This window comes from Candidatus Nitrosopumilus sp. bin_7KS (genome assembly GCF_054095835.1).
In genome coordinates this window covers 22756-36788 of record NZ_JBSWSO010000006.1, presented here as the reverse complement: position 1 = coordinate 36788, position 14033 = coordinate 22756, and the positions used below count along the sequence as shown (strand labels likewise).

Genomic DNA, 14033 nt, shown 5'->3' with positions numbered 1-14033 from the left:
ACATCATTTAGGCGTGTAAAACTTAACTATAGAAAGTAAATCCTATGGATTTAGATTTCTTCTTTTCCACAATGCATGCATCTTTTTGAGGATAATATCTCAAACCACACAAAATCATGAATAAATCCCTCTTTGCAATTCACATGTGCTTTAGTATGAATATCATTACAAAGAGTCTAGTCAAAAACAGTATCGATCAACATTAACTCTTTTCAAGAAATATTAGCAAATTCAAAATCAATGAAATGAGTCATCATCTTCAATTTGAAATGATCAAGTGACGAATGGTTAATTAGGGCAAATTTCAGAGTGGAATTATCCAATGGGCCGAAAAGAAAGACGAGAGCGTGAAGTAAAACGTGAAAACTACGCTACAAAACATTCTGCAGAAAAGAAAAAAGAGACCCTTATCGCAATTGGAGTTTTAGCAGTAATTGCAGTAATTGTAGGATATGCAGGTTATTTGTTCCTCAACATGACTGAAACTGCACCTGGCGGTCCAGAAAACGCAGGAGCATTAGGTAGTGAACACTCACATGCAGCAATTTTGGTAAAAATATTCGGCGACACATTTGAATTTTCAGGTCCAGCATTCCAAATCAAATCAAGTTGGATTCATTTTGAAGGTAGAGACGGGTCAACAATTCACAAGCATGCAACAGGAGTCGATTTAGGTTATCTATTTGAAACTCTAGCAATAGGTCTTGATGATCAATGTTATGTATTCCCAGATGGAAAACAATTCTGTTCAAATGAAGATTATGAATTGAAATTCTTCGTTAACGGAGAACAAGTACCAGATATTAGAGAATATGAAATTGTAGAAGATGACAGAGTGTTAATTGTATATGGTGCTGAAACTCCTGAAGAGATAGAAGCATACTTGTTACAACTAGACAATCAAGTACTAGTCAAATAATTTTTTTAAGATTTATCCTTTGTTGTAAATGATGATGCACTTTTGTCAAACATCATATAATATCCACACATAGAACATCTTAAAACAGTCAACTCTGTTGTAAGGAATTCTTTATCTTCAAATCGTCCACTAAGTTTTACATCATCTCCTGCAATCTCAGCCTTGTTACTCTTACAAACGGGACATTCCAGTGCTTTTTGTTCCATGAAAATGTTCAAAATATTTACAATTTAAACTCAATGAAATCAGTTAATTAGAAAATACAGTTTTCATTTCAATAGATAATTTCTCAATATCCTTCTTCGTCTAAATCAGGTTCAGCATTAACCTTATCAAAACTCATACTCATTTTTTGACAGGACGCACATTTTTCCATAATACCAAATTGATTCTTGTACTCACCTTTTCCATCACATCTAAAACAAACCAATACGTTCTAAATTATTTTGATATGAAATAAGTATTCAAATCATATTTGTGCCTAAAACAACATAATTTTCTGTAAAATCATATCATTGACAATCTGACGAAAGTCTTAGTTGTAGTGTAAATGTTATAATTTCAGAGTTCAACGTTGTAATTTCCCCTGACATTTCAAACATAATTGATTGAAGTCATACTTGCCATCAAATTTTTCTCTTGATTCAGGTTCTTCAGTACAAAGTCTAAATCCATCATTTGCAATGTGAATCATGCCATTATCAAACACCTTGTAATTTTTTGTATGATCAATCATTTCTTAATCTAACCCAACGCCAGTCATATCATTTTTGAATAATGACAAAGAAATATTCCCAAAAAGAGAACGTGATTTAGAAACTTTATTGAGTTCTTCTTCTAATTCTTTCAGTTTAGCAAGATTTTCTTTATCATCTTTTTCTCCCTCTCTTGCATTTTTGATAAGAACTTCAAGGAGTTTTTTGTCTCTATGTTCTATCTCCCTAAAAGTTAGAAAATTGATCATATCTTGAGTTGTTATTTGTGCACCTTCCAATTTTCTAAGTTGTTGAGTTTTTACAAACAATTTCATAAAATCTGCAAAATTATCTACCTTAGAAAGGTCTTGGAATACCTCAGCATCAATTTTGTTAATTTTTTCATCTATTTTGCCCCTAAGTTTAGTGTAATCTTCAACAGTAGTTAATTTGTCAAATTTTTCTTTTGACATGATATCTTCATCCATGAATTATCAAAAAATTCTTTGAATAAAAGCCTGTTTAATTTTTGAACTCGAAAATCAAGATAATTCTTAATTGAAACTATGACCATGATAGAATGATGAACGAAAATAATCCCCATCAATGTGATGGTGTATACCATATTTCTGAAAATCAAATTTATCGATGTATGTTACCTGAAGGTCACAAAGAAGACGCGCATATGTGGTACATTACATGGCACGAAGAAGAATCAGGCGACCTTATGCAATAGGATAGTTAGGATTTTTCCTCTTTTTTTATTTTCGAGCTTCTCTTAATTTTTTAATTTGTTCTGGTGATGCGTGAGCATTATATCCTTCATCCTCCAACTTTAGTGTAATTTCTTGTACTATCTTTGCAATTTCATCCGATGAATTAGACATATTGATTTCAGAATTTAACATTGAATCGTCTCCACCTCTTTCTTCATATTTTTTTAATGCGTCATCCCATATTTTTTTGAAATTTAATTCTACATATCCACAATATGAGTAAGAAAGACCTGCCAAATATCTAAAGAATCCGTTATTTGTTGGGAATTGATGTTCTTGTATTATTTCCCCCATCTTAACTTCAAACTTTTGTCCCTTTTCTTGAACATGAGCAATGTATTGATTTCTCAATGCAATAATTGCTTGTTCATGTTCCAAAATTGGTTTAACAAGAGGTTTTATGACAGCATCTAATTTTCTGAAATCTTCATTTTTGCATAAATCTATTCTAACCCTTAAGAAATTTAATAGATTGATCACAGTGTATTCTCGAAATACATGTCGATGGAGATTTCCCTCTTGTCCCCTTTCAATAATTTTTGGGTAGTTCTTGTAAACAGATAATGATCTTTGCCAAACCATCAAAAGTCTGAGCATATCAGCTTCAAAATCATCTAATGAACTCATAATTTAATTCAAAACCTGAATCTTTACAAATCTATCGTCTAATGTTATCTCCTTGACGTGTAGATTACAAAACCTCATGATACATTTGGCAACTGGTCGCCTTGTACCTTCTTCAAAATAATAGTGCATCACTTGAGAATAAGATTCACTGTCACACCCTAACATATTGCAAATCAAGATAGGGTTTGATTCCTGAACTTCTTTCTATTGCGATAAGTGATGATATGATATTTGATAATGTTTTTCAGCTTGTCCTCCACACTCAAATCCTCATCAATGCAGACAGACAGAAAATCAAGATAATCTCGATCTTTAATGTCAACTTCGATTTTACGCAAGAGGATCCTATGTTAATTTGAGCCTAAAAGTCCGGGTTATTATGAAATTTATAATAATGTCGAGTGATTAGTATGGATAAGTTCTCTCGGCAAAGATAACGAATCATTTAGACTTTCACTCGACAATTAATTTTAGCCATCTGACGTATTTGTGTTTGATTGTTGATTTAGAGCTGACCCATCATGGCACTTTGTTAACGCATAATTGACAAGATTTGAGAACTCCCTGATTACCTTTACAATTGTTTAATTATTTTTGAACCACTATAGTTAATTGAAATCAAATAACCCAAATTTTTCAGAATCATGACTAATACTTGACATTATGATCCAACTTATCTAGCATTATGCTGTATACAATATGCTATGAAAAGCAATAGAACATCAAATGATCAAAAATCTGATGTCAACAATTCAACATCTGCTGAATACAAAGCAGCAGCCGACAATAGAAGTCGACAGTTGAAGGATGACTTAGAGGACTGATTAGACAAAAGATTCGTCTGTGTTATTTTGGTTGTCATGGTTTTGTTTCCTCCCCCCTGCACGAAGGTTCTTTCGTGTAGTGGGGCTTTATTCTAAATAGAAATACAACTGTGGAAAAAGTATCAGAACCAATATCGTGAAAAGTGGACATATCGCCTCAATGCATACCATTAGACCCCCCCCTACCCCCTGTATTTATAGGCCTTAACTTTGTGGAAATTTTCCTTAAGGTTACGATTGACTTGAATGTCAAAAAAGGAGTGTCATTTTGTAGATGGGACCCATAGACTAACTACTATCTTGAAGTTATGTTAAAGTAATTTTATAGGCCACTATGGAGATGATACAAGTAACATTTTGACACGATATTACATTAAAAATCACGAATTAAAAAAAGTGATGGAAATATACCTTAAAAAAATAATTGAACTGATTTTTCCAGATTTTTTAAAACTTGAATATAAATCACCATTAGGAATGATAGTATTTTTACACAAACTAGAACCAAAAATGTTTTCTATAGACGAATATTATAAAATGAAAAAAATAATTGGAAAAGATGAAAAAATTATAAATCATTTTGATAAGATGGTAGGTAATTGGTACAATCTAACAAGAATAGAATTTAATCGAATACTCAATTACATGATTGAAGCTATGTGTTTGGGACATACAGATAAAAAATTCAATACAAAATTATTTAATATTATATATCGGGATTTTGAATCTTTTTTCTATAACGATAAAATAGAAATGGTCGAAATCGTACCAATTAGTAACTTACGATTAGGCAAATTACCCATAAAATTAGGGGATTTAACAATCAGACGAATCAAAAAGGATGAAAAAGAGAAATTTGTAGAAGGTAAATCTGGATTAAATTCTATAGACTATCATCTTACAAATCACATAATTGAATACAAATACAAAACAAAAAAATTCATACGTAATGATGATGAAGAAATTGATCATAGTCAACCTCGACATGAGAAAAACCCTTTGGAAGAAATTTTAAAATTAATTTCAGCATTGAGGATATTCCATAGAGGAGGATTCGATTACAATATTGCAGTTTCTAAACATGCAGGAACATTACAATTTTTCGGCACAAGTACATCTACAATATCTAAACAAAGAGTATTTTCAAGAGAATATTTTTTAGACAGTCAAAAAATTGGGAAATTTTTAATATTTTGGAAAAAATTCTATCATACTAACTATCTAAATTTTAAACCCAATGGAATTGCATCAAGACGATATTCAAGTGGATTTGAAAAAACAAATCAAGAGGATATTTTAATAGACATGTTGATTGCGTTTGAGGCATTATTTTTCAAACAAGGAGAATCGGGTGAGATTACCCATAAAATATCTGTAAGAATATCTAAATTTCTAGAGATAGATTTTGATGCAAGAAAAACACTATTTAGACATGTTAAGCAAATTTACCATATTAGAAGTGCAATAGTTCATGGAGATTCGCCTTCTTTCGAGAAAACAGATTTTAGAGATATTTTTGAAATGAATCAAAAAATTACAGATTTACTGCAAAAATCTTTAAAAAAATTTATTGAAAACAATATTGATTCACAAGAAAAACATGAAAAATTAATTACAGATCTTGATTTGAAATAATTTTATTTTTTTATACCATCATATTCGTCAGTGATCAAATAAGAAATCCCACCTTTTTCATCAAAACATTGTAATGCTGTGCATAATTGATCTTTCATGGCATTTTTAATTCCTAATTGACTTCGATAGACTTTATCATTACCATCATAATCCAGTAATTCATTTAGTAATACTACCTCACATGTTTCAACTCTTTCAGTCATAGCCCATTTTACCAAAATATCATTTGTATGTCCTTCAGTATTCAACAACATTTCATCATATATCGCATTAGATTTGATTTCAGAAAGTACAATTTCATCAAGATTACAAAATGTTTGACCAGCATTTACTAAATCAGGCACTGTATTGACTACAGTTTCAGCATTATTTTTGATAGTACCACCAACACCATCAAAAGCACCATCGGACCACATCCATGCCAATACAATCAATATAATCACGGCACCTAAAGGAGTGATTTTTTGTGCAGACATACAATACTAAGAAACTAAGAAGTCTAAAAATTGTGCCTAAAATTCTCCTCCGTGTCAAAAATCGGTACGTGGATCGAAATTATATGGTAGTAGGAAAAAGAATGAATCATGATAGAACTTGATGATATTAGTAAGATAATTGGCTTGATATTGGCATTTGCAGGTGCAATCGCATTAATTGTTGGAATAATGTCATTTTTTGGTGCTGAACAAAATCCATCATTAGTTGCAGGTGGAGCAGTTTCATTAGCTATTGGTATTGCTATCCATAAAGCCTTTGGTTGAATTTTTGAACTTTTTCCTACATCTTTGATGGCCAAGAATACCACATCCAAACTATCCAAGACCAGACCTCTCAATCAAAGTTTTCCATTTATCATTACCTTGTATCGTAATACCGTACGCTTCTGATGGTGTTCTATTGTCTAAACTCATGTGAGTTGGCATAAGACTAGAGGCTATCAAGCCCATATACCAATACCCGATAATGGAAGAACTGGGTGATCCTGATTTTATTAAGCTTGTAAAATGTGGTAAGAGAATGGAAGTGGAACTTGAAAAATAATTTTATTCATAACACTCCTATAATTAATTCTTCAAGTTCCAATTTTATTGTTCTAAGTTCATCATAAATCCTATCTCCTTCTTTTAGTAATTCCTCAAAAAGTTCAGGGTTATTTTTTATGACTTCTTTTTCATGTTGACTGGTTTTTATAATCTCTCCCAAATCATCACTTAATTTTTCAATATCATAAGATAGTGTAGTGAGTTTGTTAAGTGTTGAATACATTTTTGATTTTTTAAGTTCTTTTACACGAACTATTCTTCCCTTTAATTTACGAGAATGGTTATGAATCTTATCTGGCATATTCAAAACAATTACTTTATCTTGAATTTGTTTTCTATAACTAGGTGATAAAAGGGGGTTACTTTGATACCATTTTTTATTGAAATTAATTACTTCTTTGATTAAATCATTGACTAACTGTTCTGGTTTCTTTTTCTCCATATTTCTAATTGTAATGTGTCGTCTAGCAGTCAAGAAAAGTACAAGCATCCCACCTACCATAAAAATAGAACTAATAATATCACCAGTAGTCAGTGTAAACACTTGTTCTGATTCATTTTGCGGAAGCACATTTCCAATTATATATCCACCAATACTGTAACCCATTTTCTCTAACATTCCGTAAATGAATATAGCGCTTGCAGTTCCAATGTTGAAAGATTCCTTAACCTGCATGATGTTTTCTTAAAATAGAATCTCTTTTTAAAAGAGATCCCACAAATTGAGTTTTTTTGTAGTGAGTCAAGCTGAATGAACCCATTTTACAATAGACATCTCGATGTTGTGTAAAAATAATTTTGAATGTGCCTACTTAATTCTTCAAAAAATATTAATTATTTTCAGATAATTTTATAACGACTTATATTTTTGGTTCATAATTAGGATCAATATCTGATTCGGTTGCATTATTTGAAGACCAATGACCATCTCGTGAATAGTGGGTGTATTCAGCATCGTATGGAAGATTTCCTATATTTTTAACTGAACCCCCGCATTTTTTACATATAGGGGTATCACAAGAATCAGACATCATAATATACACAATTCTACAACCAATACAAGCTTTGTCTCCCATAACTTCCAACTATTTGTATTTCTTATTAATTTTAACTCATGTCGCAGTACTTAGTGTCAAATTCACTAAACGTTAAGATAGTTAATCCAGCTTGCAATTAAAATTAAAATAAAACCTGAAGATAGAAAAACAAAACCATATCTTGCATCAATTACAGCTTGATTTTGTCTATCGTATTCTTTTTTATCATCATGATAATTAGACATAGATGATTGCCATAGTTTACCATCAGATCCTACAAAGAATCTGGAATTTTGGATATTGTTTAAAATCAACTTTACAATTAAAAATGAACCACAAATATCTAACAGCAATCCCACAGTCATCGGAATAATTGATTCCATTAAATAAATCTTAAAAATTAAGATATAAGAATTTCCACATCTGTTAGGGGTGGATTCAATTTTGTATTTCTCTGTCGAGTTTGTCATGTAGAGTCTGTTTCTTTAAAGTGGTCAACGTCGTCTATGTGGTCATCTAGTTTACCACTTACATCACTTCGACCACTTATGAACAAAGGCAAGTCTTCGACATTATACTTGTTTGATAGTTTGAGCAATGTCTTGGCATCAAACTTGTACATTGTAATTTGCATCTTTGACTTGTCAGATTTTGTATGATATTTGATTTGTTTTGTAGCTTTGAATTTCTGTTCAAAAATTTTTGCCAAAGAATTTCTAGTTACTTTGACATTGTAATCATTTGGATAGAATGTCTGCCTATCTGTTGAACCTGACAGTTCTGTTTGTATTGCCGTTATGTCTGTGAGATTATGCCAAAATGCCTCCATTTGGAGCGTAAAATCATCATTTAGAGCACGAATCACTAATTTGTAGATCCTAGATTCCAAACTGCCCCATATTTTCTCGTGTCTTTGTTTTGTGAAATGATTTACAACTTCAAGAGAACCTGTAAAATACGAGGTGCCATTTGTAATCTTTAAGAAATCCTCCCAGAGTTCTTGGTCTCTCTTTGTAAGGTGTGAGACAACAGGTTGTAATCCCTTGTGATAATTTGCAACTTTCCAATAGATCATTTTGTTTCTAAGATGCATGAGATGTGATTTTTGTTCATTAGATAGTCTCTTGATGTTTCCTTCGGGTTGTCCTTCTGTCATGTATATGACTGCCAGCCTTTCACCAAAGCCCTTATCGTCTGGGATGGATTCTCCTGCAAACAGTTTGAGACAGAAGGTTTTGTAATAGACTTGACGTTTTCTTGTAGAATCTACTCCAATTATCCTAGCTTTAGTGGCACCGCGAGAGTAGGAATTTTTGTATGTTCTAATTTTCTCTCGGTTAATATTAATCTCCTGAGCTTCGTCCTCACAAATAGTTCCAGCAGCTTCCTCTTCTGTTCCAAGAAAATTGTAAATGTCGGCATTTGGTATATCCTCCCCATACAAAGGACGATAACCAAGCCAACGAAATAGATGCAGTCCTGAAGATTTTCCCGATTCAGTTTCACCTACAAAGTAGACAAAATGCAATGTATCAATCCAGTCCTGACAATATGACAGTAACAAATCACCTAGAATCAAATTTCGGTCAATCTGGTTTGCATCAATGTAAGTATCGACAATCTTTTTGAGATCATCTAAAATTTGCTGTCTTGTTGGGGGATTATTCTTTAGTAGTGAGAGATACATTGAGTCAAAATTGTATGGAAAATAACCAACTTCATCAGATTGTAATGGTTCATAGATTACATTCTCATGGGTTAGTCTTTCAACTATTCCGACAACTCCGCCGTCATTAATTAGAAAATATGGGATGTTCTGATATAGTATTGATTCAACAAATACATCTCCAATCATCCCCTTTGTTTTCTTCTTGACATCCGGTGTGCCCTTGTCTTTCTTAGTAGGCATGGTTTTGAGGTTTTTCCAGTCTTTTTCCTCTGTAACTTGGATAAATGAGGGTCTTTTACACTGACATTTAGCCTCAAATTCATCACATTCAGTGCATTGGTTTCTCATGAGCAATATCTCACATTACACAAGCTGCAATTTCCGTATCTATTGGATATCGGAATGGTTTTGAATTGACAATAGTTACAATAACGTCTCATTTTCTCATCATCTCCCGTACAGACTCAACATGTGAGATTTCAGATTGAAGTAGAGAGATAATCTCAGATGAATATTTTAAGAAATCAGGATCATTTAGAATCTCATAGAGTCCAATCAAAAACCAGTCTAGGTTTTTTTTAATTATCACTAACCATTCATCATTGTCAAAAAATGTTGCAAAATCTTTATTTTTTAGTTTGTTATTAGACAAAGTAACCTCGCATAGTTGGTGAGATGAGTGATGCAGTGTTCCCTCGAAAGTCTACTGCAAAACTCAATTTTTTAATTCCTCTATGAATAGAATATTCTCAGAAAATACAAGTAATCGCCTACAAAGTTCACATAATTCGTATGTTGAATTTTTAGAATTTCCAATATCAAAAGTAATTCTCGCATCTGGAGAATGATTGCAACTGTTTACAGTCAAGATAAACGAACTTTCTCCTTTAGAATGAGATTTTTTACAATCTGATCATAAGTTTGGTCTTTACGTCCTAAGAAAACTAATCCTTGTTTCGTGTCTTTGCTAATGCGAATATTGATGAAATCACTCATTTACAAAAAATGTAACCATAACATTGATAATCATTAGACTAGGAGGATAGTCCAATGTTTCCTCAAGCTGCAATCATTGAAGCACTCAAAGAACAAAAAAGGAACAATAACAATCTCTACACTAGAACAAGGGAAATTCTAAAAGAGAATAACATGAGTATTGTAAAACAACAATTTACAGATGCCATAAAATCATTGGTGCAAGCGGGAGTCCTATCCAAGAAAAAACTCCCAAAACAAACGGGTAATCCTGTAGAATATTCTATTTCAAAGGGAGATCATGCCCAAAATCAGGCTCAATTAATCCTAGATGTTGGTGCAGCTCCAAGTCTTACTGATAATTTTAAAGATATTTTGAATCAGTCTGAGATAGATTTCTCAAATATTCAAGACTCTAATGAAAAAAACAAAGAGTCATCTTATGATGCGATAAATGAAGATTTGATTTTACTATCTTCGGTTCTATCACCAGTGATTGCAAAAATGATTCTATACCAGACAAAATCAATAGAGAACCTCTATCTGTTAAAAGAGTTAAGACGAATTGAGAGACTTGCAAGAGGTCTGTTTGATAAAGCTGGAGTGTTGTCTCTAAAATTAGGAAAAGAAAGATATAATCAATTCATTAACACATTTGATCATGAGTTTACAAAAGAACTGAGTTCAAGATATCAAAAACTACTCAGAGACAATACAACACTTACTAAAGATTCCTAGTAAGTTTTAGAATTTCTTCTTTTGGTAAGTTCTTGACAATATCTAATACTGCTTTTCTTTGTTGTTCTGCTGTCATTTTACGCAAGTCGCAGTTTTCCTCTCTGAGTGTATTAATCTCAGATTTATTGATTTCATCTTTGTCAATTAAAAGATCAGATTCATATTTTTGGTATGTCTCTAACTTTTCCTCATCATCAATTCGGTCATATTGTAACAAGTACCCTTTTTGTCCTGCAATCTTCTTGGCAAAGTTAGGGTCATGACGCGATAGTTTGGTAATCCCATAAGCTCGAAAACCATGAGTGTTAATCATGAATCTACCAGTTGACTCGTATCTCATATCAAGACCAACTTTGACTATTGCTCTACGGAGTGCTTGACCTACTCCCATTTCCGCCATGTGTGGTTTAGGATTATTTGTGAAAATCAATTCGTCATCATCCAATTTCTTAAGCATAGGTCTAACCAATTTACTAGCTTCTTTACTCCAAAATGTTGTTCGCCCCTTGTTGAATTTAGCCATGTAAGCTGGGATTTTGACTATGATATTGTCATTATCTAAAATCAGATGTTTTTTCTTTAGTTGAACCATTTCCCCAATTCTATGGAGTCCCGATAATTGACAGGTGAATAGAGTCCTGTTTTTGTAGCTTAGAACATTGAAGATTTTTTGAAGGTCTGATAGAGATATCCCGTAAAGATCCTCACTGACTAGACTTGGAAATTCCATTTCATTATCAATATCCTCTTTGTGTAGCTTGATTCCCATGTAATGTAGGAATTTTTTAACATTTGAGAAATGGATTCTAATGGTACTTGCAGCTTTATCATTATTCCAGTTAATCCAATCTTGTAACATATCATAGAGTTCTTCAAACTCTGCCTCTTTCATTTCTGGAATCATGTTTGCTTTGCCATGTCTTTCCATGCAGTAATTCTCAAAATTTGCAATAGACGTGAAAATACCTTTGATAGTGCTTGCTTTCTTTGAACTAACTTTATTTCTGTAGGTTTCCTTTGTTCTGAGAGTTTTGAGGCTAGACATTGTAATCTACCTCCAAAAATCGTATTAAATTATAACATTTAGACTCTAGAGAAAGTCTAAATTATAGCAATCCAGATTCGACATATTATGGAAATTTCTAGTAAGAATGTAGTAGATGGAACAGTACGTTCTCCTCATAGAGCAATGTACAAGGCCATGGGGTTAAATGATGATGATCTCAGTAAACAGTTCATCGGAGTTTGTCATACAGGAAACGAGGCAACTCCTTGCAATATATTATTACCAACTTTAGCTGAAGAGGCAAAGAAAGGAGTTGCAGATAATGGAGCAACTCCAAGAATATTTTCAACAATTGCAGTCAGTGATGGAATTGCAATGGGTCATGAAGGAATGAAATCTTCTTTAATTTCTCGCGAAGTCATTGCAGATTCTATTGAATTAATGGTCAGAGCCCATCAGTATGATGGGATTGTAGGAATAGCTGGTTGTGATAAAAGTTTACCAGGTACAATGATGGCAATGGCAAGATTAAACCTACCATCAGTCTTTGTATATGGCGGAACTATTATGCCAGGAATTTTAGATGGAAAAGAACTAACGGTTGTTGATGTTTATGAAGCAGTAGGAGCATATGATTCAGGCAAGATTTCTTTAGAGATGTTAAAAAATATTGAAAACACAGCATGTCCTAGCTCAGGATCATGTGGTGGAATGTTTACCGCAAATACAATGGCATCAATTTCAGAAGCTATTGGATTAGCATTACCTGGAAGTGCCAGCCCTCCTGCAGAAGATGACCGCAGAAACAAAATGGTTTATGACACAGGTGCTGCATGTGCTAAATTATTAGAATTAAACATTAAACCAAGAGACATAATGACATATGAAGCATTTGAGAATTCAATTGTAATGCTCAATGCAGTTGGAGGTTCAACAAATGGAATTTTACATTTGTTGGCAATGGCAAATGAAGCAAGAATCAAATTGACATATGACGATTTTGAAAGAATTAGAAAAAAGACACCACACATTGCAGATATGAAACCAGGTGGAAATTATGTGATGAACAGTCTTGATAAAATAGGTGGAATTCCATTTGTTCTCAAAAAACTAGCTTCTAAAGGATTGATAAATGGAGATTGCATCACAGTTACTGGAAAGACACTTCAGCAAAATCTTGATTCTATGAATATTCCAGAACCTGAACAAACAATTATTCGCCCAATTGAGAATCCACTTCATTCAGTAGGAACTGCAGTAGTACTCAAAGGAAGTCTTGCACCAGATGGAGCAGTAATTAAAACAGCAGGAGTTGAAATGACAAAATTTACAGGTAAAGCTAAAGTGTACGATAGAGAAGAATATGCCTTTGATGCAGTTGCAAAAGGAGATGTGGAAGAGGGCGATGTGGTAGTAATCAGATATGAAGGACCAAAAGGAGGACCAGGAATGCGAGAAATGCTTGCAACTACTGCAGCTCTGGTAGGTCAAGGTTTAGGTAAAAAAGTTGCAATGGTAACTGATGGACGATTTTCAGGTGGAACTAGAGGATTCATGGTAGGCCACGTTGCACCAGAAGCATATGTTTGTGGACCAATTGCTCTTGTGAAAAACGGTGATAAAATTACAATTGATACAGAAACTACTGTAATTGATCTTCATGTTTCAGAAGAAGAGTTAGCAAAAAGAAAAGAATCTTGGAGAAAACCTGCACCAAACTACACTTCAGGAGCATTAGCAAAATATGCAACACTTGTAGGCTCTGCTGCACAAGGTGCAATCACTACTGCAAATCCCTAGAAAGAATAATTTATCCACAAGATTTATAGATCGCAAAAATAAATATTCATCAGAGATAACAGGAAAAAGAAATTAACTTATGCTTATCAAATTACTGTTGTCTACTACAGGTTTTCTCTAACAACATTTAGTGACATATCAACTTCTAGGTTTGTTGGTAAAGTTACAATGACTACAAAGATCAAATTCAATTGTAGAATATGATAAACCACAATTCAAACAAATGACAAAATCAGACATACAGACTAGGGTAAAGTGCATCATAAATACCCCTTACAATCAGCAATAA

The 14033-nt window shown here is 32.9% G+C and carries 19 protein-coding genes; 6 read left to right on the top strand and 13 right to left on the bottom strand.

Annotated features, from left to right (window positions below; genetic code table 11):
* The first annotated feature begins 322 nt into the window (after positions 1-322).
* A complete protein-coding gene (locus ACW9W4_RS06390; RefSeq protein ID WP_457761641.1) occupies positions 323-919 on the top strand; it encodes a protein-disulfide isomerase in 597 nt (198 codons plus the stop codon).
* Positions 920-924: 5 nt separating this feature from the next.
* Here ACW9W4_RS06390 and ACW9W4_RS06385 read toward each other — a convergent pair whose 3' ends face one another.
* The 4 genes from ACW9W4_RS06385 to ACW9W4_RS06370 all read right to left on the bottom strand — a co-directional run bounded on the left by ACW9W4_RS06385 (position 925) and on the right by ACW9W4_RS06370 (position 2102).
* Positions 925-1125, bottom strand: coding sequence for a hypothetical protein (locus ACW9W4_RS06385; RefSeq protein WP_457761640.1), 201 nt, complete (start codon positions 1123-1125; stop codon positions 925-927).
* Between the two features lie 83 nt (positions 1126-1208).
* Complete coding sequence (locus tag ACW9W4_RS06380; protein ID WP_457761639.1) at positions 1209-1349, bottom strand: hypothetical protein; 141 nt, start codon at positions 1347-1349, stop codon at positions 1209-1211.
* A 138-nt stretch (positions 1350-1487) separates the two neighbouring features.
* Positions 1488-1655, bottom strand: a complete 168-nt coding sequence (locus tag ACW9W4_RS06375) for a hypothetical protein (RefSeq protein WP_457761638.1) — start codon at positions 1653-1655, stop codon at positions 1488-1490.
* Positions 1656-1658: 3 nt separating this feature from the next.
* Positions 1659-2102, bottom strand: a complete 444-nt coding sequence (locus ACW9W4_RS06370; protein WP_457761637.1) for a hypothetical protein — start codon at positions 2100-2102, stop codon at positions 1659-1661.
* 92 nt (positions 2103-2194) lie between these two features.
* Between ACW9W4_RS06370 and ACW9W4_RS06365 the strand changes: the two genes are divergently transcribed.
* Complete coding sequence (locus tag ACW9W4_RS06365; protein ID WP_457761636.1) at positions 2195-2350, top strand: hypothetical protein; 156 nt, start codon at positions 2195-2197, stop codon at positions 2348-2350.
* A gap of 25 nt (positions 2351-2375) precedes the next feature.
* On the opposite strand, the gene ACW9W4_RS06360 is transcribed toward ACW9W4_RS06365, so the two are convergent.
* Positions 2376-3017: a hypothetical protein gene (locus tag ACW9W4_RS06360; RefSeq protein ID WP_457761635.1), complete on the bottom strand. Its 642-nt coding sequence runs from the start codon at positions 3015-3017 to the stop codon at positions 2376-2378.
* A 1577-nt stretch (positions 3018-4594) separates the two neighbouring features.
* Between ACW9W4_RS06360 and ACW9W4_RS06355 the strand changes: the two genes are divergently transcribed.
* Positions 4595-5476: a hypothetical protein gene (locus ACW9W4_RS06355; RefSeq protein WP_457761634.1), complete on the top strand. Its 882-nt coding sequence runs from the start codon at positions 4595-4597 to the stop codon at positions 5474-5476.
* Positions 5477-5478: 2 nt separating this feature from the next.
* Here ACW9W4_RS06355 and ACW9W4_RS06350 read toward each other — a convergent pair whose 3' ends face one another.
* Positions 5479-5952, bottom strand: a complete 474-nt coding sequence (locus ACW9W4_RS06350) for a hypothetical protein (protein ID WP_457761633.1) — start codon at positions 5950-5952, stop codon at positions 5479-5481.
* A gap of 108 nt (positions 5953-6060) precedes the next feature.
* Between ACW9W4_RS06350 and ACW9W4_RS06345 the strand changes: the two genes are divergently transcribed.
* Positions 6061-6237 carry a hypothetical protein gene (locus tag ACW9W4_RS06345; RefSeq protein WP_457761632.1) on the top strand — a complete coding sequence of 59 codons (177 nt, stop codon included), beginning with the start codon at positions 6061-6063 and terminating at the stop codon, positions 6235-6237.
* A 51-nt stretch (positions 6238-6288) separates the two neighbouring features.
* Here ACW9W4_RS06345 and ACW9W4_RS06340 read toward each other — a convergent pair whose 3' ends face one another.
* The 6 genes from ACW9W4_RS06340 to ACW9W4_RS06315 all read right to left on the bottom strand — a co-directional run bounded on the left by ACW9W4_RS06340 (position 6289) and on the right by ACW9W4_RS06315 (position 9877).
* Positions 6289-6423 (bottom strand): hypothetical protein, encoded by a 135-nt coding sequence (locus tag ACW9W4_RS06340; protein WP_457761631.1) that lies wholly within the window; start codon positions 6421-6423, stop codon positions 6289-6291.
* Between the two features lie 100 nt (positions 6424-6523).
* Entirely contained in the window at positions 6524-7195 is a 672-nt protein-coding gene (locus tag ACW9W4_RS06335; RefSeq protein WP_457761630.1) for a hypothetical protein, read from the bottom strand.
* A 184-nt stretch (positions 7196-7379) separates the two neighbouring features.
* Entirely contained in the window at positions 7380-7595 is a 216-nt protein-coding gene (locus ACW9W4_RS06330) for a hypothetical protein (RefSeq protein ID WP_457761629.1), read from the bottom strand.
* Between the two features lie 65 nt (positions 7596-7660).
* Positions 7661-7939: a hypothetical protein gene (locus ACW9W4_RS06325; RefSeq protein WP_457761628.1), complete on the bottom strand. Its 279-nt coding sequence runs from the start codon at positions 7937-7939 to the stop codon at positions 7661-7663.
* A gap of 83 nt (positions 7940-8022) precedes the next feature.
* Positions 8023-9573 (bottom strand): hypothetical protein, encoded by a 1551-nt coding sequence (locus ACW9W4_RS06320; RefSeq protein WP_457761627.1) that lies wholly within the window; start codon positions 9571-9573, stop codon positions 8023-8025.
* An 88-nt stretch (positions 9574-9661) separates the two neighbouring features.
* Positions 9662-9877, bottom strand: coding sequence for a hypothetical protein (locus ACW9W4_RS06315; protein WP_457761626.1), 216 nt, complete (start codon positions 9875-9877; stop codon positions 9662-9664).
* A 398-nt stretch (positions 9878-10275) separates the two neighbouring features.
* On the opposite strand from ACW9W4_RS06315, the gene ACW9W4_RS06310 reads away from it, so the two are divergent.
* Positions 10276-10938, top strand: a complete 663-nt coding sequence (locus ACW9W4_RS06310) for a hypothetical protein (RefSeq protein ID WP_457761625.1) — start codon at positions 10276-10278, stop codon at positions 10936-10938.
* Here the strand turns inward: ACW9W4_RS06310 and ACW9W4_RS06305 are convergent.
* A complete protein-coding gene (locus ACW9W4_RS06305) occupies positions 10925-11983 on the bottom strand; it encodes a tyrosine-type recombinase/integrase (RefSeq protein WP_457761624.1) in 1059 nt (352 codons plus the stop codon). The genes ACW9W4_RS06310 and ACW9W4_RS06305 overlap by 14 nt on opposite strands.
* Before the next feature lie 87 nt (positions 11984-12070).
* Here ACW9W4_RS06305 and ilvD point away from each other — a divergent pair, with 87 nt between their 5' ends.
* The gene (ilvD, locus tag ACW9W4_RS06300; protein WP_457761623.1) at positions 12071-13744 is read left to right on the top strand and encodes a dihydroxy-acid dehydratase; all 1674 of its coding nucleotides are present in this window, start codon (positions 12071-12073) and stop codon (positions 13742-13744) included.
* Positions 13745-14033: the final 289 nt, after the last annotated feature.

Excerpts from the sequence above, each read along its gene's own strand:
- ACW9W4_RS06390 (WP_457761641.1), top strand. The coding sequence starts at position 323 with ATGGGCCGAAAAGAAAGACGAGAGCGTGAAGTAAAACGTGAAAACTAC.
- ACW9W4_RS06385 (WP_457761640.1), bottom strand. The coding sequence starts at position 1,125 with ATGGAACAAAAAGCACTGGAATGTCCCGTTTGTAAGAGTAACAAGGCT.
- ACW9W4_RS06375 (WP_457761638.1), bottom strand. The coding sequence starts at position 1,655 with ATGATTGATCATACAAAAAATTACAAGGTGTTTGATAATGGCATGATT.
- ACW9W4_RS06370 (WP_457761637.1), bottom strand. The coding sequence starts at position 2,102 with ATGGATGAAGATATCATGTCAAAAGAAAAATTTGACAAATTAACTACT.
- ACW9W4_RS06365 (WP_457761636.1), top strand. The coding sequence starts at position 2,195 with ATGATGAACGAAAATAATCCCCATCAATGTGATGGTGTATACCATATT.
- ACW9W4_RS06360 (WP_457761635.1), bottom strand. The coding sequence starts at position 3,017 with ATGAGTTCATTAGATGATTTTGAAGCTGATATGCTCAGACTTTTGATG.
- ACW9W4_RS06355 (WP_457761634.1), top strand. The coding sequence starts at position 4,595 with ATGGTCGAAATCGTACCAATTAGTAACTTACGATTAGGCAAATTACCC.
- ACW9W4_RS06350 (WP_457761633.1), bottom strand. The coding sequence starts at position 5,952 with ATGTCTGCACAAAAAATCACTCCTTTAGGTGCCGTGATTATATTGATT.
- ACW9W4_RS06345 (WP_457761632.1), top strand. The coding sequence starts at position 6,061 with ATGATAGAACTTGATGATATTAGTAAGATAATTGGCTTGATATTGGCA.
- ACW9W4_RS06340 (WP_457761631.1), bottom strand. The coding sequence starts at position 6,423 with ATGGGCTTGATAGCCTCTAGTCTTATGCCAACTCACATGAGTTTAGAC.
- ACW9W4_RS06335 (WP_457761630.1), bottom strand. The coding sequence starts at position 7,195 with ATGCAGGTTAAGGAATCTTTCAACATTGGAACTGCAAGCGCTATATTC.
- ACW9W4_RS06330 (WP_457761629.1), bottom strand. The coding sequence starts at position 7,595 with ATGGGAGACAAAGCTTGTATTGGTTGTAGAATTGTGTATATTATGATG.
- ACW9W4_RS06325 (WP_457761628.1), bottom strand. The coding sequence starts at position 7,939 with ATGGAATCAATTATTCCGATGACTGTGGGATTGCTGTTAGATATTTGT.
- ACW9W4_RS06320 (WP_457761627.1), bottom strand. The coding sequence starts at position 9,573 with ATGAGAAACCAATGCACTGAATGTGATGAATTTGAGGCTAAATGTCAG.
- ACW9W4_RS06310 (WP_457761625.1), top strand. The coding sequence starts at position 10,276 with ATGTTTCCTCAAGCTGCAATCATTGAAGCACTCAAAGAACAAAAAAGG.
- ACW9W4_RS06305 (WP_457761624.1), bottom strand. The coding sequence starts at position 11,983 with ATGTCTAGCCTCAAAACTCTCAGAACAAAGGAAACCTACAGAAATAAA.
- ilvD (WP_457761623.1), top strand. The coding sequence starts at position 12,071 with ATGGAAATTTCTAGTAAGAATGTAGTAGATGGAACAGTACGTTCTCCT.